This is a genomic window from Bartonella sp. AC329YNZD (assembly GCF_042196685.1).
Lineage (GTDB): Bacteria > Pseudomonadota > Alphaproteobacteria > Rhizobiales > Rhizobiaceae > Bartonella.
Genome location: NZ_JBHIQS010000001.1, coordinates 267,091 through 290,818 on the forward strand (window position 1 = coordinate 267,091; position 23,728 = coordinate 290,818).

Sequence of the window (23,728 nt, forward strand, 5' to 3'; positions counted from 1 at the left end):
TGTTTCATAATAAAAAAGTTTAAAATAAAAAACACTTTCTACATTCAGTGCTCGTTAACTCAACGAGAAAAAGATTATTATTGTAGATAAATTTTAGAGAGATTTTATAATAATACTCAAATGAACTATGTCAAAAAAACTTTCAGGCTAAAGCTTCCAACTTTTCTTCTTTTTATTTTTGCTCAAAACAGCAACAACTTCGACATGGGGTGACCATAAAAATTGATCAATTGGTATGATTTTTTCTACTGTATATCCCCCTGCAACAAGAAAAGATAAATCACGAGCAAATGTAACGGGATTACACGAAATTGCCACAACACGTGATATTGTTGCCTTTGCCAGTTCATGTACTTGTTCCTCTGCTCCAGCGCGAGGAGGGTCAAAAACAACGCTTTCAAAACACTCAAGTTCCTTTACAGAAAGTGGATGGCGAAAAAGATCACGTTTTTCACAAGTGACTGTTTTTAAACCAGTTGCAAAACGTGCTGCTGTATTTAGATTTCTTAATGCATCTTCATTATTTTCTACTGCATGAACATTCATCTTTTTTGCCATACGCAAGGCAAATGTTCCTACCCCTGAAAACAAATCAAGAGCATTCTTTGCTTTTTTTAAATGAGTCAAAATAATATTGCCCATTATATGTTCAGCTTCACAAGTTGCTTGAAGAAAACCACCAGAAGGAAATTCAACACGGACATCTCCAAAATAAACCAATGGTTTTTCTTGCTCAACCAAAACTTCTCCGTCAACAGATAAACGTATAATCCCATATGAAAGAGCAGCACTGATCATTTTCTGACGAACACGCTCATCGCGTATAACACAACCGCTTAAAGCGATATCTAAACCGTTTTCAACAGATGTTATCGTTATATGAAACCGTTTGGCATGATTGCTTACAAGAGCACAAAGTGACCTGATATCATCTAGTTTAGACATAATCTCTAAACGCGTCACTGGACATTCTTCAAGAGCTATAATCTCATGAGAGAGATAACGATTAAAACCAACTTTTTGCCCCTGTGGGGTCATGGATGCTGTTAACGTCATCCGACGTCGGCTATAGGGTTTACATTCTATTAAAGGCGCAACAACATTATTAAGTCCATACTTTTTAAGTGCATCAACAACTAATTGTCGTTTCCATACGCAATAAGCATCAGTATGCCAATGCTGAAGAGCACACCCTCCACATTCTCCAAAATGCTGACAAAGAGCATCAACACGTTCTGGTGATTTTTCTTTTAATGCTATACATGTTGCATATTTTCCATGAACAGTAATTTCAGCACACTCTCCCGGTAAAGTAAAAGGAACATAAATAAAACCGTGGGACGTCTTGGAAGTACCATAACCATTTGCTCCAATATAGTCGATTATCACATTATCGTTCACTCTTGTTTTTCTCCGAATAGTAAATATTCCACATTGCCATCACCACCTGTAATGGGTGAAGGAAGTAAACCTTTTGCACGCCACCCTGTTTGAGTATCTAACCAGATAAAAAGTGCCTCAGCGGTTTTTTTAGCACTTGATGGATTTAATATTCCTCCCTTTCCAAGGTGCTTACGACCAACCTCAAACTGAGGCTTTACCAATAAAACAGCTTGAGCACCCTTCTTGGCTAAAGATAAAACGGGAGGCAATGCAAGTTTAAGAGAAATAAAGCTGACGTCGGAAACGATAAGATCAATTTCCCTACCGCCTAAATGTTCCTGTTGAAAATCTCTAACATTTAAGCCTTCTAATAACGTTATAGCCCTGTTGCCCAATAAACGTGCATCAAATTGATGATGCCCAACATCAACAGCAATGACATGGGCCGCTCCACGCTCTAAGAGAACTTGTGTAAAACCACCTGTTGATGCCCCAACATCAATGGCTGTCACTTTATCGGTTACAATCGGAAATGCATCAAGTGCAGAAATCAATTTCAATGCCGCACGGGACACATAATTTTGCGCTGGATCACAAACAAAAATTTCTGCATCATCAAAAACAATTTGCCCAGCTTTAAAAACTATTTTGCCATTAACTTTAACAGTTTTGCGTATAATTGCATCACGTGCACGTGAACGTGTCGTAAAAAAGTTTCTTTCAACTAAAAGAATATCGAGCCTTTTTCTGGAAGCCATCTCATACTTGAATTTTCTATCCCGTTCGAATCTCGCGTCCCAGAGCAGTAAAAACCGTATTTAAAATACCCATAGCATCAAGTCCGACACGTGAAAGAACTTTTTCTGGTGAACCATGACTCAAATATTCATCAGGAAGTTTTAGTGTACGAACTTTCAAACCATGCTCTAAGAGCCCTTCTTGCGCTAAAAATTGTAATATGTGTGCTCCAAACCCACCGATTGCACCTTCTTCAATTGTCACCAAAACTTCATGCTCACGTGCCAAACGACGCATCAAATCCTTATCTAAAGGTTTTGCAAACCGTGCATCTGCAACTGTTGTAGATAATCCTTCAACCTCCAACGCATCAGCAGCTTGCAACACTTCTGACATCCGCGTTCCAAAACAAACCAAAGCAATCCTATTTCCTTCACGCAGAACGCGCCCTTTTCCAATTTCTAATAACTCACCACGTTGCGGTAAATCTATACCAAGACCTTCACCACGTGGATAACGAAAAGAAATGGGACCCTGATCATAGGCTGCAGCTGTACGTACCATATGCATCAATTCAAGCTCATCTGAAGGTGCCATAACAACAAACTCAGGAAGAGTGGACAAAAAAACAATATCAAAACTTCCAGCATGTGTTGCACCATCTGCCCCCACAAAACCTGCTCGGTCAATAGCAAAACGTACCGGTAATTTTTGAATTGATACATCATGAATAATTTGATCATAAGCACGCTGTAAAAAAGTAGAATAAATTGCAACAAAAGGCTTATACCCTTCACAAGCAAGTCCTGCCGCAAAAGTTACGGCATGTTGCTCAGCAATACCAACATCAAACATTTTTTCAGGAAATTTTTCTGCAAAAGCATCAAGGCCTGTCCCTGTTGGCATCGCTGCTGTTATGCCCACAATCTTATCATCATGGCGCGCTTCTTCTGATAAGGCTTCAGAAAATACCTTGGTATAGGGTAGAATATTACTTGATGCTTTAACCTGTTTTCCTGTCGTAACATCAAAACGATTAACACCATGATATTTATCAGAAGATGCTTCTGCAGGTGGATATCCCTTTCCCTTATGGGTGACGACATGCACCAAAACTGGACCATTAGGACATTCACGAATATTTTTTAAAACGGGTAATAAATGCCCTAAATTGTGCCCATCTATGGGTCCCACGTAATAAAAGCCAAGCTCATCAAATAACGTTCCCCCAACCAAAAAACTACGCGCAAATTCCTCTGAACGACGTGCCTTATCCAAAAAAAACTTTGGCAATTTTTCGCTCAACATCTTTACGCGTTCACGCAAATGACGATAAGCAGGACGAGAAACTAGTCGTGCAAGATGTGCACTCATAGCACCTGTAGGCGGTGCAATAGACATATCGTTATCATTAAGAACAACAATCAAGCGCGCATCCAAAGCACCAGCGTTATTCATTGCTTCATAAGCCATGCCCGCAGACATTGCACCATCACCAATAACAGCGATAATATTGCGTCTTGTCTCTGCCTTCAAAGCACTCGCTACCGCCATGCCAAGACCCGCCGAAATAGAAGTAGACGAATGGCCCGCTCCAAATGGATCATACACACTTTCTGAACGTTTTGTGAAACCTGATAATCCTCCCTCTTGACGTAATGTACGTATTTTTTCTCTACGCCCCGTTAAAATCTTATGTGGATAGGTTTGATGACCAACATCCCAAATAATCCTATCCTCTGGTGTATTAAAAACATAATGTAATGCAACAGTGAGCTCAACAACACCAAGTCCTGCCCCAAGATGACCACCTGTTACAGAAACCGCATCAATTGTTTCTGCCCGCAACTCATTAGCCAACTGTACCAAATCAGACTCAGGCAAAGCCCGCAAATCTTGCGGGAAACAAATACGGTCAAGCAATGGTGTTAAGATATGAGACAAAAAAACTCCCTCCTATCACCTTAACTTAAGAGAACGCAACGATAAAAATACATCTTCTCTACTCTTTCATTGACAGTTTTGCATCTTTTTTACTGAAAAATCTCTATTTGAGATGATTTATGATTTTTCTCATTTTTAACTTATTTTATAAAAAAGAAACCAATAAAATTTGCTTTCTATAAATAAGGTTATTGCACTGCTTAATCCCGCAATAAATATCCAAAAATAGTTTAATACTATTGAGCATCAAGTGGTTCTACTCCTTCTGGAGAACCTCCTTCTGAAAGTTGAATTTTTTCAACTTTAGCTTCAGCAACTTTCAAGAGTTTTTCACAATGTTTTTTAAGCGCTTCACCACGTTCATAAATATCTATGGATTGTTCCAAAGGCACATCGCCACGTTCCAAATTTTCAACAATAACTTCAAGTTGCTTCAGCGCTTGCTCAAAACTTAAGGTCGTAATATCCCCCTCTTGTATTTCTTTTTTCATATGAACCTCACAAAATATCTATTCTGGATATACGAATTCCAAAACCTTCTAAATCTAAATAATGACGTTCTTTAGAAGTGTAAACAATAACAGAACTGATTCCTAAATGTTTCAAAATTTGTGATCCTAAACCAATTTGTCGCCATTCTTCTTCACGTTCAATTGCCTGTATATGGTTTTCTGAACCGTCTTTTGCCATTTCCTGAATGCTCATAGCTGATTTTTCATCAATACCAACTGATCCTTCACGTAAATAAACAAAAACACCCCGTTTTTCTTTTTCCATCATACGCTGCATGATAGCGGTAACATCTGACGCTTGACCAAAAACATCATTCATAATGTTTTCACGATGCAAACGTACAGGAATATCTTCACCATCACCAAGATCACCAAAAACGATTGCAACATGCTGAACTGTTTCCCAAGGGAGTTGATAACTCTGAACAATAGCAGGTCCTACTGGTGTTTCAATAGCCATTTCTCCAACATGCCTGATCAACATTTCTTTGCGCTGACGATAAGCGATTAAATCCGCAACCGTTATCATATGCAATCGATGTTCTTGTGCAAATTTTGTAACTTCATCTCCATGTTTAACACTGCCATCATCATTGACCAACTCACCAATAACACCAACTGGCGGTAAACCAGCTAATTTACATAAATCAACAGCCGCTTCCGTGTGACCTGAACGCATAAGAACCCCGCCTTCATGCGCAATCAAAGGGAAAATATGTCCTGGACGAATAAAATCGTGAGCACCAGCATTTGGATTAGCAAGATTGCGAACCGCCAATGTGCGGTCGTGTGCGGAGATACCCGTCGTTATCCCATGTTTAAAATCCACAGTAACAGTAAACTGGGTCTGATGTGCTGAATTATTATCTGGCACCATAGGAGCAAGATGAAACCGTTGTGCTTCTTCTTTTGGCATAGGTGCACAAACAATCCCTGTTGTGTGGCGAATGATGAATGCCATCTTTTCTTCTGTACAATGGACAGCAGCAACAGTTAAATCACCTTCGTTTTCACGGTCATCATCATCTGTCACCACAACAATTTCACCGCGTTCAAAAGCTTTAAGTGCAGAAACAATTTTTTCTTCATCATACACCATTATTCACCTTCTCACTCACCCAACTTGACCGCGATGTCTTAGATAATGGTCCGCAATAGCACAAGCAACCATCGCTTCACCAATGGGAACAGCGCGAATCCCAACACATGGATCATGACGTCCCTTCGTTATAACATCTACATCATGACCATCAACATCAATAGAGCGACGAGGCGTTAAAATTGACGAAGTAGGCTTGACAGCAAAACGTGCAACAATTGGCTGTCCACTCGATATTCCCCCTAAAATACCACCAGCATGATTGGATAAAAAAAGTGGTTTTCCATCATTTCCCATCCGCATTTCATCGGCATTTTCTTCTCCCTTCATGCGGGCTGCCGCAAAACCATCCCCAATTTCAACTCCTTTTACTGCATTAATCGACATAAGGAAGGATGCAATATCTTGATCTAGTTTTGCGTAAATAGGTGCTCCTAAACCTGCCGGAACATTTTCTGCAATGATCTCAACAACAGCACCAACAGATGTCCCCTCTTTACGGAGTTTACTGATATAATCACTAAAAATGTGAACCATCTCTGCGTCAGGTGTAAAAAAAGGATTATTATCAACCTCTGACCAATCCCAACGATCACGATTAATATTATGAGGACCAATTGCTATCACTGCTCCTCGAACCACCAAACCAGGAACAATTTTACGTGCAAATGCACCCGCTGCAACACGTGCTGCTGTCTCCCTTGCCGAAGAACGCCCTCCTCCTCGAAAATCACGAATGCCATATTTAATATCATAAGTATAATCCGCATGTCCTGGACGATATTGATGGGCAATCGAGCTATAATCCTTCGAACGCTGATCTGTATTTCTAATCAACAGAGAAATTGGTGTACCTGTTGTAACCAATGCCGTCCCATTGTCCTGAGCGATAGCTCCTGAAAGAATTTCTACTTGATCCAATTCGCGTCGCTGCGTTGTATATACGGATTGTCCTGGTCTCCGTTTGTCAAGATAAGCTTGAACTTCTGCAAGAGTAAAAATAATTCCAGGCGGACAACCATCAATGACACAACCAAGAGCAGCACCATGACTTTCTCCCCATGTGGTTACACGAAACAAATGACCAAATGTATTATGCGACATGAAAAAAGATCCGTTTCTCTGTCAAATATACGCCAACGACAACATATGTTGAGTTATACACAAGACAGCTCTTTGTTCCAAAATACTCTCAGCCGCTTTTAATTTGGTCAAATTACCGCTGTTCAATAAAACCCTATAAACCAAACTTTATTCTTTAACGACAGAAATGTCTGGTGCATCAACTGCTTTCATACCTATGATATTATAACCCGAATCGACATGATGAACTTCACCAGTAACAGAACGAGACAAATCTGAAAGAAAATAAAGAGCAGAATCACCAACCTCTTCAATTGTTACTGTACGGCGTAATGGAGCATTATATTCATTCCATTTTAAAATATAACGGAAATCACCAATACCTGAAGCTGCTAACGTTTTAATCGGTCCAGCAGATATCGCATTAACACGAATATTTTTGGGACCTAAATCTACCGCTAAATACTTCACGCTCGCTTCAAGAGCTGCTTTAGCAACCCCCATGACATTATAATTGGGAACAACCTTTTCTGCACCATAATAGGTCAGTGTCAAGATTGAACCGCCATCCGGCATCAACTTTTCTGCACGCTTTGTTAGAGCTGTTAGGGAATAAACGGAAATATTCATGGTCATCATAAAATTTGATTCGCTGATATCAACATAACGACCACTTAATTCATCTTTATTAGAAAAACCAATAGCATGAACTAAAAAATCGAGTTTGCCCCATTTCTTCTCTATGGCTCTAAAGACTGAATCAATAGAAGCACTGTCAGAAACATCACAATGTCCACAAACAAATCCCTTTAATTCTTCAGCCAAAGGCTCAACACGCTTTTTCATGGCTTCACCCTGATAGGTAAAAGCAAGCTCTGCCCCTGCGCTACTCGCCGCTTTAGCAATTCCCCAAGCGATGGAGCGATTATTGGCCAACCCTAAAATTAAGCCACGCTTACCGTACAATAAACCATTACCCTTAGCCATTAGCACTGCCCCATTGTTACTTAAAATTAATATTATTCATTTGCCTATGACACAGGTCAACTTTTTCTTCAAGTAATTGGTTTAAAATCAAGCAAAAACTATGCTTTATATATAAAAAAAATTAAAATTTAATCTTTTTGCATTTGCAAAAACTGTTCTAGCGCAACATTTTTACCTTCCGGCAACATAATACGAACATGCACATAAAGATCATCTCTTGTACCACTTTTTAAACGAAGTCCTTTTCCTTTCAACCGTAAAACGCGATCAGAACTTGACCAAGCAGGAATCGTTAAAACCACACGTCCCTCCAATGTCTCAACTTCTTCTTTTGCTCCCAAAACAGCATGTTTAAGAGAAACTGGTAAATCAAGATGAAGTGCCCTTCCTTCAACCCGAAAACGAGGATGTTTTTGAATCTGAATGGTTATTAATGCATCTCCTGCTTGCCCATGAGGAACCTCTTCTCCCTGACCTTTTAAACGAATAGTTTGCCCGTCTTCAATATAATCTGGAAGTTTAATTTTTAACTTTTTTCCATTAGGAAAAACGGCTTCCACCTTTTCTGCGCCAACCATCTGCTCTAATGTTATGGCAAGATTAGCACGAATATGTGCTCCTTGTTGAGGGCGATTATAGTGTGTGGAATTCGAAAAGCTACCGCCTCCCCCAAACAGATCGCGAAAAATATCACTCGCATCAAAACCTGCACCACCTGAAGAGGAAAAATCAAATCCTCTCGCTCTTCCTGAAAAAGGATTTTGTTTATTGTTAAAATTCTCACCAGCACCATAGGCTTGATAAAGTGGTTTTCCTTCCATATCAATTTCACCGCGGTCAAATTGTGCTTTTTTATCTTTATCACCTATAATTTCATAAGCTTGATTAATTTCAGCAAACTTTTCTTTAGCCTTTGCATCATCTTTATTGTGATCTGGATGATACTTCTTTGCTAATTTTCTAAATGCTGATTTAATCTCTTGCGATTTTGCGGTACGTGCCACACCCAGAATCGTGTAGGGATCACGCATATTGCCCTCTTTTCAATTTTTTGGTTTTCAAAATATCAACGGATATGTTTTCAATATCCCTCATAACTTTATCAATCTATTCTAGAGAATAATTTCTTCTTTCTTTATATGTCTATCAATAAACTAAAATACCAGATAAAATGAGATATTTATTTAATATAGCTCATTATCGTCTATGCTAAAGACAAAAATAATGGAACCACTATAAAAATACACGATAGCATTGACTTTTTGAAAATAGGAAAAAATGCTACTTTACTTCGAGATGACAAAGTAAATAAGAAAATGCCTTACCCATGCTCGCTGACATTTGGAGACACTATGAGCAATAAAATCCCAACAGATGATCATTTTATGCAAATGCAAAAACCTTTTGAACTTTTTGCAAAATGGCTTGAAGAGGCAACAATAAGCGAAATAAATGATCCGAATGCTATGGCACTCGCAACAGTAGACGAAACAGGACTTCCTAATGTTCGTATGGTTCTCCTCAAAGACTACAGTCCCCAAGGATTCGTCTTCTATACCAATTATGAAAGCTGTAAAGGACAAGAAATTTTAAAATCAATGAAGGCATCCTTAGGTTTTCATTGGAAATCGCTCCGTCGTCAGGTCAGAATTAGAGGCATTGTTGAAAAAGTAAGTCAACAGGAAGCGGATGCCTATTTCCAATCGCGACCACGTGGGAGTCGAATTGGGGCATGGGCATCTAAACAATCTCAACCATTAGACAATCGTTTTGTGCTCGAAAAAGCAATTGCTCAATATACTGCACGTTATGCAGTAGGCAATATTCCACGACCACCTTATTGGTCTGGTTTTCGTGTTAAACCCCTTTCTATAGAATTCTGGTGTGATCGCCCATTTCGTTTACATGATCGTCTGCTTTTTACGCGTGATTGTGTTGAACACAGCAATTGGAAAAAACAAAAACTTTATCCCTAATCCTTCAAGCTTTATCGTTATGAAGACTTTGTCTTCCTAAGGGTTCAATGACTATTTTCTATTTGCAAATTTCTAAAACAAAATGATTAGTTTCCTTTCAATAGAAAAGTTTTATTTTCACTATAAAAGTTGGTTGATAATATCTCCTACTGCATTGCTTGAAGACAATAGATGCGCAACAAGCTTTTTTAAGAGAAAACACAGTATTCAGCAAAAATTATGATTTTACTTTTGTAATTTCTGATAAGAGAAAGTGCACTTTCAATTAAAAAAGTTGTTCATTCCTCCTAAAGTCTATTTTTATTTCAATAAAATTTGAAAAAATCGTTATTTCAAACCAGAAAGATCTGGAATAAAACTAATCATAAAATACAAAAAGCTTTGAACATGAAAAAATAATACACTTTAAAATTAATGAAAGTATCTTTGTATTTTCATTCCTCTCCTCATCATCAGAATATATGATTTTATCTAATTTGTTGTTAAGCTGCAGGATAAAACATCATCCATATACCACCACATACTAAACCAGCAAAAATCACAAGACCAATAAGCGAATTAGATTTGAAAAGCCTGAGGCATTGCGCACTGTCATCTATATCAATAACTTTAATTTGAATAAACATATGGATACTTGCCACAAAAACCCCAAAAAAACTAAGAACAGGGACTTCAGCTAAATAAAATGCTAAACTCGCGAACAGTACAAAACCACCATACAAAAATACTAAAGCACGCTTGGTTTCTTTACCAAAGAGAAGTGCTGTAGAACGCACACCAACCGTAGCGTCATCTTCTTTATCTTGATGGGCGTAGATTGTATCATATCCTATGGTCCACAAGATTGATCCCACATAAAGCAAAATCGGTGACCAGCTTAAACTTCCAAAGACAACAGCCCACCCCATTAATGCCCCCCAATTAAATGCAACGCCTAAAAAAAACTGCGGCCAATATGTTACGCGTTTCATAAAAGGATAAAATGCAACAGCTATCAATGACGAAATACCTAGAAAAAAACTAAACCTATTAAATTGTGATAAAACGCCTAAACCAACCAAACATTGCACAAGTATAAAAACTCTTGCTTGAAACCGACTCACATGACCTGTCGGCAATGGGCGAGAACGTGTTCTTTCTACCTGAGAATCGATTTTATGGTCAATAAGATCATTCCAAGTACATCCTGCCCCTCGCATAGCAATGGATCCTAGAAAAAAAAGAAAAAGATACCAGCCCCAATAAAGCAACATTGATGAAAGAGTATCATAATGCATTTCATAAGAGAGAAAAGCCATTGTTGTTGACCAAAAACAAGGCCACATCAACAATTGCCATCCGATAGGCCGATCCCAACGCGCTAATTGCGCATAAAACCATAAAGAACAGGGAAGTAAACTGTAGACCCATTGTTTGGAAGATGCATCCATAACCCGTCCTTGGCTATTATAGGACTGAACAGGTGCGATATTTTTATTTTTTTTCATCAAATGATTTACCTTTAGTCTTGCGATAGAGACATTTCATTCTTATGAGAAGGAGATGAAATTAATCATCTTCTATGAGAGGAGCAAGCAATGAATATTCTTCTTATTGGCTCAGGTGGACGAGAACATGCTTTAGCATGGAAAATAGCAGCATCACCACTGCTAACAAAGTTATATTGTGCTCCTGGAAATCCTGCAACAACAGAATTTGGTGAAAATATTAATTTAGACATTGATGATCACCCCCTTATTATTGATTTTTGTAAAGCACATTCTATTGATCTTGTGATTGTAGGACCAGAAGCACCATTGGTTGCAGGTATAACAGATTCTCTTAATAGCGCTAACATCTGTGTATTTGGTCCTACTCAAAAAGCTGCTCAACTAGAAGGTTCAAAAGCTTTTACAAAAGATTTATGTCATAAGAATAACATTCCTACAGCAAGTTACCAATGCTTTAATGATGCAGCTAGAGCCAAAGCCTACATTCATCAACAAGGTGTTCCCATTGTTATTAAAGCTAATGGCTTAGCTGCCGGCAAAGGTGTCGTGGTTGCAACAACTATAGAAGAAGCATTTAACGCTGTTGATGCCTGCTTCAAAAGTGCATTTGGGGATGCAGGAAACAAAATTGTTGTAGAATCTTTTCTGGAAGGTGAAGAAGCAAGCTTCTTCTGCCTTTGTGATGGTAAAGTTGCTCTTCCCTTTGGATCTGCTCAAGATCATAAGCGTGTAGGAGATGGAGATACTGGAGCAAACACCGGTGGTATGGGTGCTTATTCACCAGCGCCCATCATGACCCAAGAAATAGTGAATCGTACCCTTAAAGAAATTGTTGAACCAGCTTTAAAAAGCATGAACGAAATGGGCGCCCCCTTTAGAGGTATTCTCTTTGTCGGCTTGATGATAACGCAAAAAGGACCCGAATTAATTGAATTTAACGTACGATTCGGTGATCCTGAATGTCAAGTTTTAATGATGCGCCTTAAAGATGATATTCTACCAATTTTTCTTGCCGCAGCTCAAGGAAATCTTGAAAATAAACCTCTTCAGTGGTCTGAAAAGACTGCTCTCACCGTTGTTATGGCTGCTAATGGTTATCCAGACTCTCCCCAAAAAGGGACTGTTATTCGTAACGTTGATAAAATAGATACTCTTCCCGATGTGAAAGTTTTTCAAGCTGGTACAGCATTACAAAATGGACAACTCATTGCAAATGGTGGACGTGTTCTCAATATAACAGCAACAGGAAAAACGATTACGCAAGCACAAAAACGTGCTTATGAAGCCGTTGATTATATTGATTGGCCAGAGGGTTTTGTTCGTCGCGATATCGGATGGCGAGCTATTGCGCGAAAAAACTAAATCCTTTGACTATTCTTTTTTACGATTTGATGATTTCACGTAAGAGCATGATACACAAATTTTCTCACTGTTTTACGTTGACCATAATTTTGAAAAAATGAGTGTGCTTTACTTTGAACAATCAAATATTGTAAATAGGATACTTACTCATGATAAAATAGGAAAAATTTCTGAATCTGGAAATGTAATATAAAATGATCATTTTACTGTTGTATTTACTTTAAACGTATTTTCTCATCATTTTTATAAACACTTTCTTTCTTATAAAAATCCTGAAGAAAAACATATATACTATCATTTCTTTTATCTATCGCGTTTTTTAATGAAATTCCGCTTTTACGAAAAATAAAATGCCCAAAAAAGATAGTTATGTTATTCACATACAAATTCTTAAACAATATCTCTCATGCTCATCACTCCCATTTTACGACACTACCTGCAAATAGTATAAATCCATTCTGCCATCTTTCTGGAATAAAAATAAAAACCGATACCATCTTTGTATTTTCCAACTCTCAATATTACGATAACCCTTTCTATCTAAATGATTTTGATTATAAAAGAGAGATGAAATAAGAATGTTCTGCAATATTCAAAGCTCTCATTCAAAATGGAGAAATGATTTATTAAAAAAAATTTAAAAACACTTCCAGTAATTTTCTGATGTTTTAATAATGTGGCAAAAACCCAAAATTATACCGCAAAAAACAGTTTCTATTGTTACAAAAGCCGTTTTCACCTCTCCGAAAAAAGCGTTTTACATAATAGATTCCTGCTGCCAATGTATGGTGTCAAAAAACTCTCATTTACAATCATTGACTTCCTCTTTGTTTTCAAGAACCAAAAGTCACACCAAATCCCGTCTGTAAAAGTCTGGATTCTCATTGAGCGGGGTCCTCTTGCTTTCCACTCATATGCTGCACTTACACAAAGACCTACAAGCAAACTTAAGAATATTCGCCATATCTTCTAAAAACACTTCATGTGTGAAGTTTACACCCCTTATGTTACCGCCCCAAACAACGATGTTTTACGGCACAACAAGATAAATGCTGATGGTAGTACAACAATGAATGCATATTAATATCACTGGAGTGCGATTCGATTCGCAATCACCAAACGCAAGCCTAACGGATTGCTATAACGAAGTAAAAAACGCTTTTGTCTAGAATACGATGTTGTACTAAAAAATCGATGTAAATCAGAACGATCTTTTACAACCAGAATGCGATTATCTTCATTGATCATAAGCATGGGAAGGCCATAAGTATCCGCCCATAACCGCCAATCCAGAAGAACATTATTCAAATCTCTGGAAACCAAAAGCGGTATACAAGCTTCCTCATCTGCATGAAGTAATTCTAATGCAACAGCTCTTTCTCCTGAACGCGTTTTTACGGTACGTGCTGCAATTCCTTTGAAATGATAAGGAGGTATTAAATGCGATAAGCTTGAAGGCATATCCGTTTTAAAAGAAACACCACGCTCATTTAACGAACAAATTACCTTATTGCCTGTTTTGGATGAAAAATATGTCGTAGTTTGTGGCAAATGGCACGGATCTAACCGAAATTCAAGCACCGCTTTTGCCTGATTAAAGCATTGATTAGCCATATACATTATCCCAATTTATCTTAAATAACATACACCCTTTAGCAGCTTTTTCTCATTGGATTATTAAAAGTTTGAATAAAAAACAACTGGTTTCTTTTTTGGTTATTAAAATCTAAACAAATTAGCAGCTTTTTCTCATTGGATTATTAAAAGTTTGAATAAAAAACAACTGGTTTCTTTTTTGGTTATTAAAATCTAAACAAAAATGCATGATCACCATTCTTGAATTATAATACTTTTCCAGGATTCATTATCCCTAAAGGATCGAGCGTTTTTTTAATCCCTTGCATAATATCCAATGCGACAGGCGATTTAAAAGAACGAAGTTCTTCGCGCTTAAGCTGACCAATTCCATGCTCAGCAGAAAATGCACCTTTATAATTCATCACTAAACTATGAATGCGATGGTTCATTGTTGACCACAACTGCAAAAATACTGTCGTATCAGCCCCTACAGGTTGTGTAACATTATAATGCAAATTTCCATCACCCATGTGTCCAAAACAAACCACCCGTGCTCCTGGAGAAATATCTTCAACAATAAGTGCAGCTTCAGCAATAAAATCAGGAATGGAAGCAAGCGGTACTGCAATATCGTGCTTAATAGATCCTCCCGCCAACTTTTGTGCCGATGATATACTTTCTCGCAATTGCCAAAAAAAATCTTGCTGTTTTAAAGATTGCGCAATAACTGCATCTTCTATCACCGCATTCTTTAAAGCTTCTTCTAAAATACTACTCAATACCGATAACGCCTCATCATTGCCTTGCAACGATGAAATGTTCATTAATACATACCATTCATGTTTCTGCTGGAGAGGAGGCTTCTCACACATCTTATAATCTAAAGCCATTTGCAAACTGAGCTTTGACATAAGCTCAAAACCTGTCAACATCCCTCCTCCATATTCTTGAGCCAGAGATAAAAACTCTAAAGCCTTCGCCGGACTATATAATCCCACCAAGGCAACTGCTTTTCCTTTTATTTTTGGAAAAATCTTCAAAACAGCTGCGGTTATAACGCCTAATGTGCCTTCTGCACCAATAAAAAGATTTTTTAAATCGTAACCGCTATTGTCTTTTTTAACAAAACGCAAATCATCTAAAATACGCCCGTCCGGTAAAACAACTTCCAAACCAAGGCAAAGATCACGCATATTGCCATAAGCCAAAACAGCTGTCCCTCCAGCGTTCGACGAAAGATTTCCCCCTACTTGGCAAGAACCTTCAGATGCCAAAGAAAGAGGGAAAAAACGACCTGATTCATCCACTTTTTTCTGCAAATCCTGTAAAATAACACCAGCCTCTACAACAACAAAATTTCCTTCAAGATTTATAGCTCTAATCTTATTTAATCGCTCCATGGATAAAAGAACACCCTCTCCTCTTTCATCTGGTTGCTGTCCCCCCACAAGCCCTGTATTCCCCCCCTGTGGTACAATCGGTGTGTGCGTTTTGCTCGCTAACTGCATAATCGATGAGACCTCTGCGCAAGAAGATGGACGTAAAAGTAAAGGTGTTTTTCCATGAAAAAGCCCACGCTCTTCAAGCAAATACGGTGCAATCAACGTCTGATCTGTTATAGCATACTTGGCTCCAACAATTTCCCTAAACCCCTCAATTAATTCCTGCTCCATATTCATTTCTCCTTTGGAGCCGCAGCCCGTATAAGACGATCATTGATAGCCTCCCCTAATCCGTATGATGGAATAGGTTCTACTGCGATACATCTCACTTTAAATGAATCTAATTCCTTCATATATTGAAATAAATGAGAGGCTGCCTCTTCCAATTTTCCATCTTCGCTAAGGTTTAAAATAGAAACAGCATTTTCAGCCCCCATAACACGCTTTGAACCAAATGCTAAAAGCGCTTCACCACTTTCCACCTTTTCTACATTCAAACGAACCGTGGCATTGGGAGCATAATGCGACTTTAACATCCCAGGAGCTTCAATTGCCGCCCTTTGATCTATCCGTTTTAAAGGCTTCCCCACAACTTCTTCAATTTCATCAGCCGCAAGCCCCCCTGGACGCAAAAGATAAATATTTTCACCACAAATCTTAATAATCGTTGATTCAAGCCCTATTCTAGAAAATCCTCCATCCAATATCAAAGAAACAGATTCCCCCAAAGATGCAAAAACAGCCTCAGCGGAAGTAGGACTAAGACGTCCTGATTGATTCGCACTAGGAGCAGCAAGTGGGCGTCCAAAATATTGTACAACTTCTGCAAAACGACTGTCTGGAAAACGAATAGCCAATGTATTCAAACCGGCAGTCGTTAAAGGATGGATATTATGCTGTTCCTTTAAAGGCAAAACCAATGTCAAAGGCCCTGGCCAAAATTCCTCCATTAATTGGCGTGAAAGAAAGTCGATTTTAACATAACGTTCCGCCATTTCGATGCCGCTGACATGCGCAATAAGAGGATTAATTTGCGGACGACCCTTTGTAGAATAAATAGAAGAAATTGCCCTCCCATTGGTCGCATCGCCTGCTAATCCATAAACAGTTTCCGTTGGTAACGCTACTAACTTTCCTTGTTCAAGAAGCGCTATTGCCTCTTTTATTGAAGCGCTATTGAGTGGTAGAATCGTCATGATACATCATTCCTATAACGTTCTTTTAGTGGTGCAAAACTATAACGATGTAATCCTACGATTGGACCATATTTATTAAGAGCCGTACGATGAACTAACGTTGCATATCCTACATGCTTCTCTAAACCATAGCCTTTATAAACTTGTCCTGCACATTCCATCATCCGGTCACGCGTTACCTTCGCAATAATAGATGCGGCTGCAATTGAAACCGAACGCTGATCGCCCTTAATCAACGCAATTGCGGGACAAGACAACCCAGAGGGAATATCACGTCCATCAACAAGTACATAGTGGGCTGAAACAGCTAATCCTTTAATACAGCGACGCATTGCTTCTAAAGTTGCTTGTCTAATATTAGATTGATCAATTGTACGAGCGCAAACACTAGCAACTGAAACCGCCAATGCACTTTGCAAAATTTCATGATAAAGTCTACTTCGTTGAAGAAAAGAAAGTTTTTTTGAATCATTTAATCCATCAGGAATATGACCTTTATCCAAGATAACTGCTGCCGTTACCACCGGTCCAGCGAGAGGTCCTCGTCCTACTTCATCAACACCAGCTATATGAAAAAAACCCTGTTTCTGCAAATTCAATTCACACAAGAAATTTGGCTGAAGCGGCAAATTAAACATCTTTGATAAATCACAAATACAACAAATATACACTTATTTCTGTAACCTGCTTATTTTTTGCAAGCATTACAGTTTTAAATGGCTTTTCAAACATTCTGCGAATTCTTACACAAAAGATAAAAACAAACCATGAGATAAAGAGTATCCTATTGTCCATTTTTCTTCTAAAAAATTATTCTAGCATGTATTCATTTTGTTTAAAAAACAAAAAGTAGATTTCTTTAGTTACCCTTTTCATTATGTATAGTAGAATCAAGACAAAATAAAAGTTTTTATTTCTCAAATAGTTCCTAAAGTCATGATCGGTTTTACAAACCAATTTGGGTACATTGATTTGATAAAAAGAGCTGCCTTTTGCGCTGCTTGTTGATTTTTAAAAATGCCAAAACAAGTTGCCCCCGTTCCAGACATACGAGAAAAAAGAGACCCACATTCATCTAATACAGATAACACTTCGGCTAACTGAGGTGCCATTTTTAATGCCGGAGAAAAAAGATCATTACGCGTTTCTTGTAAAACCTCAACCAATGAATCAACAGTCTTTAAAGCGACTGAATCAATTTTTAAAGAAGGATGATGACGCTTCTCTAACGCTTTAAAAACAGCTTGTGTTGAAATTTCTTGTCCATGATTAACCAATACCATTGCCAGTGAACAAGCCTCTTGTAATCGTATAATCTTTTGACCAATCCCTTTAACCAAAAGGGGCTGCTGATATTCTAATGCAAAAAGACACATGGGTACATCAGCACCAAGAACTAAACTCATTTTTGCTAATTTTTCATAAGGGCAATCAAGATTCCACTGTTGATACAACATGCTTACAACCCCAGCAGCATCACCTGAGCCACCACCAATACCTGAGGCAACAGGTAATGTTTTTACAAGTCGAAAAAACGCAGGTTGAGCACTTTCAGGAAAAGTCTTATGCATAAAATCTCGTGCACGAATAACCAAATTATCTGAATGAGAAACAAGCCCTTTTGCAAATGGCCCCGTTAAAACAAACTGGTCACTTTCACAAGACGCATAGTGTAAGCAATCACCGCTAAGACTAAAATAAACCAAACTTTCTATTAAATGATAACCATCAGCACGTTGCCCCACAACATGCAAAGCCAAATTCAATTTAATGGGTGTAAATACATAAGAATGTCTTTGGATCGAAGCTTTTACATGTGATATCATATGACGTAATATTAACCTATACAGAGTTCTTTTATAAATATGCCCCTTTCATTCATACCTGTAGCATAAACCCTATAAACAGCTTGAAATATTCTTAATTGTTTTCTAAATAAGTAATAAATATGGAGAATTCTTATACAAAATAAACTTTCGTATCATTTCAAGCTTTTTTTTCTATCATCTGTTTTTAGATAAAATCTCCTCTCGAATGATTTTTGGCCTCACAAACCGTAACGCTGCCAAAGTGCCCGCTCTTCTGCTGCCATCAACGCACTGTCAACTGCTGTATAAACTGTATGAGCAGTCACTCCTGAATGCGTTTTAGGGCTTAAAAAACTTTTTGGAGGCATAATAAGTCGAAGTTTTGCATCATTACCAAAGCGCTCCTTAATAACAGAACGTACATCATTCAATCCGTCAATCAAACCAAGTTCAACGCCTTTTTTTCCACTCCAAAACATTCCTGTAAAGAGATTCAAATCATTTGATAATTTTGTAGAACGCCGCTCTTTAACTAAATCGATAAAAGTTTGATGTACTTCCAGTTGGAGAGATTTCAAATGCTCAATATCCGCCTTTTTTTCAGGCTGAAATGGATCTAGTGTAACCTTGTTCTTTCCTGCTGTGTAAACGCGCCGTTCCACACCAATTTTCTTTAAAAGTTCCGGAAAACCAAAGGAAGCTGAAACCACCCCAATGGAACCAACAATCGAAGAAGGATCTGCAAAAATTTCATCTCCTGCACAAGCAATCATATAACCACCGGATGCTGCTATATCTTCAATAAATACAAGAACCTTTTTATTTTTTTCTTCTGCCAAATCACGAATACGCTTGAAGATTAAACGCGATTGTACAGGTGAACCTCCAGGAGAATTGATAATAAGGGCAATAGCCGGTGCTTTTTTGTACGCAAAAGCCTTCTCTAAAAGACTGGCACATCTACTGAGGGAAAGCGTACGAGATATAGATGCTGATGAATCTATAATCGCCCCTTGAAGGCGAACCACAGGAATTTCTAATTTATTGGAAGAAAAACGATGGGGAACAAGTTTCTTGATAACGTCAATCAAAACAAAATCTCCTTATAAGTTAAGAAAAATTAAAGAGGACAGGACAACAAAAAGGAACAACGCGATACCATCCAAAAGCGCCAATCAATCCCCACATTACAACCAGAAATATAATTTCATACAAAAGCTAAACCTCCCTAGTAACAAAGTGTAGACTTTAAAGAATAAACTGAAAAACACAAGATACCATTACAAAAGTTCCCACAAGCTTATATATCCATTATTAATTGCATCAATCCGTGGTGAAAAAGTATGACCATTATCTTCATGTATCACCAATGCCGGTAAAATAGATAAAGCTGCTCTGCTTCCTCGTTTTGCGTAAAATAAAAGACGAATTGCTGCTGTCTTTGCACGTGCATGCACAGGAACGATGCAAATACCACCAAAGCGCCCTTCTAAAGCACGCAAAATATCTGCCAGTGATTGTGGTCGTGCAATGAGCCCTAAGTATCCACCTGGCTTGACAATCGCTGCTGCACTCCGCAACCAATTATCAAACATCGCTTCAGGCATAACGTGTGCTTCAGATTTTTGTTGATCAGGTGTCTTGCGATCAGTAGGATTATTAAAAGGTGGATTCATAATCGCAAAATCAAAGCTATTATCTATCAAACCTGCTTTTATACGTTCATTCCCCTTGAAAGTAACATCTGCTTCTAGCAAACAAATGCGGCCAGCAAATTGTTTATTTTGTTTTAGCATAAGCGTTTTTTGAGCGTAAGATATCATAAAAGCCGAACGTTCAACTAAGGTAACATGAACTTTCAGACAACGCGAAGCAACAGCTAACCCTGCAGCTCCAGCACCAGCACCTAAATCAACAACCTTGCCCTTTAAATCACTTGGAACCAAACTAGCTAATAACATCGCATCCATTCCAGAACGATGGCCATATTTATGAGGTTGAACCAAATAAAATTTCCCGCGATGAAAACTGTCTATTGTTTCACCACTCTGATTCGTTGCTTTATCCATTTAAAAGTCTAATGTTCACCTTGTATAAATTGCACTTTCGCTATTCAGCTACCATTTTAATTTTTTTTACCATTTTATAACAACAACATTACACTTATTAAAGAACATTTCTTGACAAGATCATTCAAAGCTTACATTTCAAAGCCACATCAAAGGCTTGAGTCAAAACAAAACCCCCTTTATGCTAACCAATAAAATAGAATTTATATATGTCCATTGAAATACTCTAGGAGTAAATACATTGAGTGCAGCCATCAAACCAGAACAAATAAGAAATAATCAAATTTCTCTTCAATCTCTTATCAATCTTACTCAACAAGATATGAAGCGCGTAAATCAATTTATTCTCTCTATGGCAAAATCAGAGGTTGAGATGATCCCTGAAATTTCTAACCATCTTATTTCATCAGGGGGAAAGCGGTTACGACCAATGATTACGCTCGCTTCTGCTCATATGTTCGGTTATCAAAGTGACGGGCATATAAAACTTGCAACAGCCGTTGAATTTATGCATACAGCAACATTACTGCACGATGACGTGATTGATGAAAGTAATTTACGACGTGGAAAATCTACGGCACGGATGATTTGGGGAAATCAAGCAAGTGTGCTTGTTGGTGATTTCTTATTGGGGCAAGCTTTTAAAATGATGGTTGATGTCGGCTCTATAGAAGCGCTCTCTGTCCTAGCAAACGCTGCTGCAATTATTGCCGAAGGAGAAGTTATGCAACTTTCTGCTGCAAAAAATATCAAAACCAGTCCTTCAGACTATCTCAAAATCATCAATGCAAAAACAGCGGCACTTTTTTCAGCAGCCGCCGAAGTAGGACCCATTGTTGCTGGCTATGGAGATAAAGAGCGTTCTGCATTACGTGAATATGGAACATCTTTAGGTTTAGCTTTCCAATTGATTGATGATGCACTTGACTATAGTGGTAGTGTCCAAAACTTAGGAAAAAATATAGGAGATGATTTTCGAGAAGGAAAAATCACGATGCCTGTTATTCTTGCCTATAAGCGTGGAAATACGGTAGAAAAAACTTTCTGGAAACAAACACTTGAAGAGGGCAATGCCAATGATGAATCCTTCGCATACGCGCAACACTTAATGGAAAAGTATGATAGTATCACAGATACAATAAAACAAGCACGTATCTATGGAAAGTATGCAGTTGATGCTCTTGTTCCCATGAACGAAAACCTTGCTTACAATGCTCTCGTTGAGACTGTTGAGTTTTGTATTGCACGTATAAACTGATTCTTTGCAAGAATCGCAATATTTTTCAACAAAGTAATGAGATATGATTTATAAACTACATTATCGATTGATTATCTTGAAAAGGATTAGCTCCATGTGCTCTGCAACGGTATCCCGACTTTTTACCCTCTTTATTGTGGGTATCATGATGATACCATCCCCCACCTATAGTAAAATAAGCTCTGCAATTCATACAAACTCATTTACAGGTGCTTATTTAGCTGGAAGGGTTGCAAATCATGAAAATAAAACAGATCTCGCCATTCATTATTTTAAACAGGCACTCGTTTATCAACCCGATAACGTTGAAACACAAAAAGAGCTCCTTGAAGCTATGCTCTCTGTTGGAAACTTTAAAGAAGCGGTACAACAGGCAAAAAAACTCAAAAAGCAAAATGTTATAACACCTTTTGTTTCCTTAACGTTGTCAGTAGAAAGTCTCATCAAAAAAGACTACAAAAATGCCAAGCTTCTTCTGCAATCAAAAGAACTTCCTACATCCAATAATCCAATACCTGAATTAATTAGTGCTTGGATTACATTTGGATCTGGACACAAATCTCAAGCAATCGCTGATCTTAAAAAGCTCAAAGGTCCTATCTGGTATGACCTTTTTATATCTTATCATTTAGCACTTATGAACGACCTTGCAGAACGACCACAGGATGCAAAAAGATATTTCATTAAAGCACTGAATAACAAACAGGGAACTCTTATAGCTCCTAATACCTATGAACGTATTATCATAGCCTATGCCTCATTCCAATTGCGCCGTAATATGCGCAACCAAGCTCTGCAAACAGTCCAGCATGGCGAACAAATGTTGTCAGGTCGAGAAGTCCTTAAAAATTTTCGAGAAAAAATTGAAAAAAATACTTTCTTAGAGAGAGTTATTAAAACACCCCAACAAGGAGCAGCCGAGGTATTGTATAATTTTGGAACTGCCCTAAACTATAAAAATTCAGGACGAATTGCACGTATTTTCAAACAGTTAGCTTTCGCTTTATACCCTCAAAATGACGCAACATTGTTTCAGCTCGCACATATTTCTGCTAAATTAGGTGACCCTTATCAAGCAATGAAACTTTATCGCGCTTTATCCCCCAAATCTCCCTATTATAAAGATGGGCAACTGCATCTTGCATTCCTACTTATCAATAACAATAATTACAAAGAAGCAATAAAATTACTTACATTGTTAAATAAAAAATTTCCCAACGATCGTAACATTTTGATAACACTCGTTGCTTTCTATATGCAGGACAATAAATTTCTTGAAGCCACTAAAACTCTAGACCACGCTATTGCCCAGATAAAAAACTTTCAACAAGACGATTGGAAACTCTTTTATCAGCGTGGTATTGCTTTTGAACGTTTACAACAGTGGCCAAAAGCAGAACTTGACTTGCGAAAATCACTTGAATTTTTCCCAAATCAACCGCAGGTTCTTAATTATTTGGCCTATTCCCTTGTGGAACGTGGTGAGAAACTTGAAGAATCTCTCCATATGCTGCAAAAAGCTTCTGCTTTGCAAGCGCAAAACAGTCATATCCTTGATTCTCTAGGATGGGCTTATTATAAACTAAAAGAATATAACAAAGCGGTCCAAATATTAGAAAATGCTATCAGATTACAACCTGAAGACCCAACATTGAATGATCATTTAGGGGATGCCTATTGGAAAGTTGGACGTAAACGTGAAGCAATCTTTCAATGGAACCACGCAATTGACGGAAAACCAGAAAATTCTAAACAAATTCAAGAAAAGTTGAAATTTGGTTTGCAATAAACAATGCTTAACCG

At 38.0% G+C, this 23,728-nt stretch carries 20 protein-coding genes; 4 read left to right on the forward strand and 16 right to left on the reverse strand.

Annotation, left to right across the window (positions count from 1 at the left end; genetic code table 11):
* Positions 1-147 precede the first annotated feature (147 nt).
* From ACFIMW_RS01080 to ACFIMW_RS01115, 8 genes are all read right to left on the reverse strand, one after another.
* A complete protein-coding gene (locus tag ACFIMW_RS01080) occupies positions 148-1,401 on the reverse strand; it encodes a class I SAM-dependent RNA methyltransferase (protein WP_375606410.1) in 1,254 nt (417 codons plus the stop codon).
* The gene (locus ACFIMW_RS01085; RefSeq protein ID WP_375606411.1) at positions 1,398-2,141 is read right to left on the reverse strand and encodes a TlyA family RNA methyltransferase; all 744 of its coding nucleotides are present in this window, start codon (positions 2,139-2,141) and stop codon (positions 1,398-1,400) included. Before ACFIMW_RS01085 ends, ACFIMW_RS01080 begins: the two co-directional genes overlap by 4 nt.
* Before the next feature lie 16 nt (positions 2,142-2,157).
* On the reverse strand, positions 2,158-4,065 hold the full coding sequence (dxs, locus tag ACFIMW_RS01090; RefSeq protein WP_375606412.1) for a 1-deoxy-D-xylulose-5-phosphate synthase: 1,908 nt from the start codon (positions 4,063-4,065) through the stop codon (positions 2,158-2,160).
* 236 nt (positions 4,066-4,301) lie between these two features.
* Complete coding sequence (locus tag ACFIMW_RS01095) at positions 4,302-4,556, reverse strand: exodeoxyribonuclease VII small subunit (protein ID WP_375606413.1); 255 nt, start codon at positions 4,554-4,556, stop codon at positions 4,302-4,304.
* 7 nt (positions 4,557-4,563) lie between these two features.
* Positions 4,564-5,676, reverse strand: coding sequence for a 3,4-dihydroxy-2-butanone-4-phosphate synthase (gene ribB, locus ACFIMW_RS01100; RefSeq protein ID WP_375606414.1), 1,113 nt, complete (start codon positions 5,674-5,676; stop codon positions 4,564-4,566).
* Positions 5,677-5,691: 15 nt separating this feature from the next.
* Positions 5,692-6,780 (reverse strand): chorismate synthase, encoded by a 1,089-nt coding sequence (aroC, locus tag ACFIMW_RS01105; RefSeq protein WP_375606415.1) that lies wholly within the window; start codon positions 6,778-6,780, stop codon positions 5,692-5,694.
* Between the two features lie 147 nt (positions 6,781-6,927).
* Complete coding sequence (gene fabI / locus ACFIMW_RS01110) at positions 6,928-7,746, reverse strand: enoyl-ACP reductase FabI (RefSeq protein ID WP_375606416.1); 819 nt, start codon at positions 7,744-7,746, stop codon at positions 6,928-6,930.
* A gap of 128 nt (positions 7,747-7,874) precedes the next feature.
* Positions 7,875-8,777, reverse strand: a complete 903-nt coding sequence (locus ACFIMW_RS01115; RefSeq protein WP_375606417.1) for a DnaJ C-terminal domain-containing protein — start codon at positions 8,775-8,777, stop codon at positions 7,875-7,877.
* 321 nt (positions 8,778-9,098) lie between these two features.
* Here ACFIMW_RS01115 and pdxH point away from each other — a divergent pair, with 321 nt between their 5' ends.
* Positions 9,099-9,722 (forward strand): pyridoxamine 5'-phosphate oxidase, encoded by a 624-nt coding sequence (gene pdxH, locus ACFIMW_RS01120; protein ID WP_375606418.1) that lies wholly within the window; start codon positions 9,099-9,101, stop codon positions 9,720-9,722.
* A gap of 482 nt (positions 9,723-10,204) precedes the next feature.
* Here the strand turns inward: pdxH and ubiA are convergent, their stop codons facing one another.
* Positions 10,205-11,209 (reverse strand): 4-hydroxybenzoate octaprenyltransferase, encoded by a 1,005-nt coding sequence (gene ubiA, locus ACFIMW_RS01125; RefSeq protein ID WP_375607811.1) that lies wholly within the window; start codon positions 11,207-11,209, stop codon positions 10,205-10,207.
* Between the two features lie 90 nt (positions 11,210-11,299).
* On the opposite strand from ubiA, the gene purD reads away from it, so the two are divergent.
* Complete coding sequence (purD, locus tag ACFIMW_RS01130; protein ID WP_375607812.1) at positions 11,300-12,574, forward strand: phosphoribosylamine--glycine ligase; 1,275 nt, start codon at positions 11,300-11,302, stop codon at positions 12,572-12,574.
* A 1,086-nt stretch (positions 12,575-13,660) separates the two neighbouring features.
* On the opposite strand, the gene ACFIMW_RS01135 is transcribed toward purD, so the two are convergent.
* From ACFIMW_RS01135 to ACFIMW_RS01165, 7 genes are all read right to left on the reverse strand, one after another.
* Positions 13,661-14,188, reverse strand: a complete 528-nt coding sequence (locus tag ACFIMW_RS01135) for a DUF6101 family protein (protein WP_375607813.1) — start codon at positions 14,186-14,188, stop codon at positions 13,661-13,663.
* Positions 14,189-14,415: 227 nt separating this feature from the next.
* Positions 14,416-15,825 carry an FAD-binding oxidoreductase gene (locus tag ACFIMW_RS01140; RefSeq protein WP_375607814.1) on the reverse strand — a complete coding sequence of 470 codons (1,410 nt, stop codon included), beginning with the start codon at positions 15,823-15,825 and terminating at the stop codon, positions 14,416-14,418.
* Between the two features lie 2 nt (positions 15,826-15,827).
* Positions 15,828-16,790 carry an L-threonylcarbamoyladenylate synthase gene (locus tag ACFIMW_RS01145; protein WP_375607815.1) on the reverse strand — a complete coding sequence of 321 codons (963 nt, stop codon included), beginning with the start codon at positions 16,788-16,790 and terminating at the stop codon, positions 15,828-15,830.
* Positions 16,787-17,428, reverse strand: coding sequence for a ribonuclease HII (locus ACFIMW_RS01150; protein ID WP_375606424.1), 642 nt, complete (start codon positions 17,426-17,428; stop codon positions 16,787-16,789). Before ACFIMW_RS01150 ends, ACFIMW_RS01145 begins: the two co-directional genes overlap by 4 nt.
* A gap of 279 nt (positions 17,429-17,707) precedes the next feature.
* Positions 17,708-18,616, reverse strand: coding sequence for a 4-(cytidine 5'-diphospho)-2-C-methyl-D-erythritol kinase (locus tag ACFIMW_RS01155; protein ID WP_375606425.1), 909 nt, complete (start codon positions 18,614-18,616; stop codon positions 17,708-17,710).
* A gap of 221 nt (positions 18,617-18,837) precedes the next feature.
* On the reverse strand, positions 18,838-19,689 hold the full coding sequence (locus ACFIMW_RS01160; protein ID WP_375607816.1) for a S49 family peptidase: 852 nt from the start codon (positions 19,687-19,689) through the stop codon (positions 18,838-18,840).
* 189 nt (positions 19,690-19,878) lie between these two features.
* On the reverse strand, positions 19,879-20,667 hold the full coding sequence (locus ACFIMW_RS01165) for a tRNA1(Val) (adenine(37)-N6)-methyltransferase (RefSeq protein ID WP_375607817.1): 789 nt from the start codon (positions 20,665-20,667) through the stop codon (positions 19,879-19,881).
* A gap of 241 nt (positions 20,668-20,908) precedes the next feature.
* Between ACFIMW_RS01165 and ACFIMW_RS01170 the strand changes: the two genes are divergently transcribed.
* Together ACFIMW_RS01170 and ACFIMW_RS01175 are read left to right on the forward strand one after the other, a co-directional pair.
* On the forward strand, positions 20,909-21,925 hold the full coding sequence (locus tag ACFIMW_RS01170) for a polyprenyl synthetase family protein (protein WP_375607818.1): 1,017 nt from the start codon (positions 20,909-20,911) through the stop codon (positions 21,923-21,925).
* A 94-nt stretch (positions 21,926-22,019) separates the two neighbouring features.
* The gene (locus tag ACFIMW_RS01175) at positions 22,020-23,714 is read left to right on the forward strand and encodes a tetratricopeptide repeat protein (protein WP_375607819.1); all 1,695 of its coding nucleotides are present in this window, start codon (positions 22,020-22,022) and stop codon (positions 23,712-23,714) included.
* Positions 23,715-23,728: the final 14 nt, after the last annotated feature.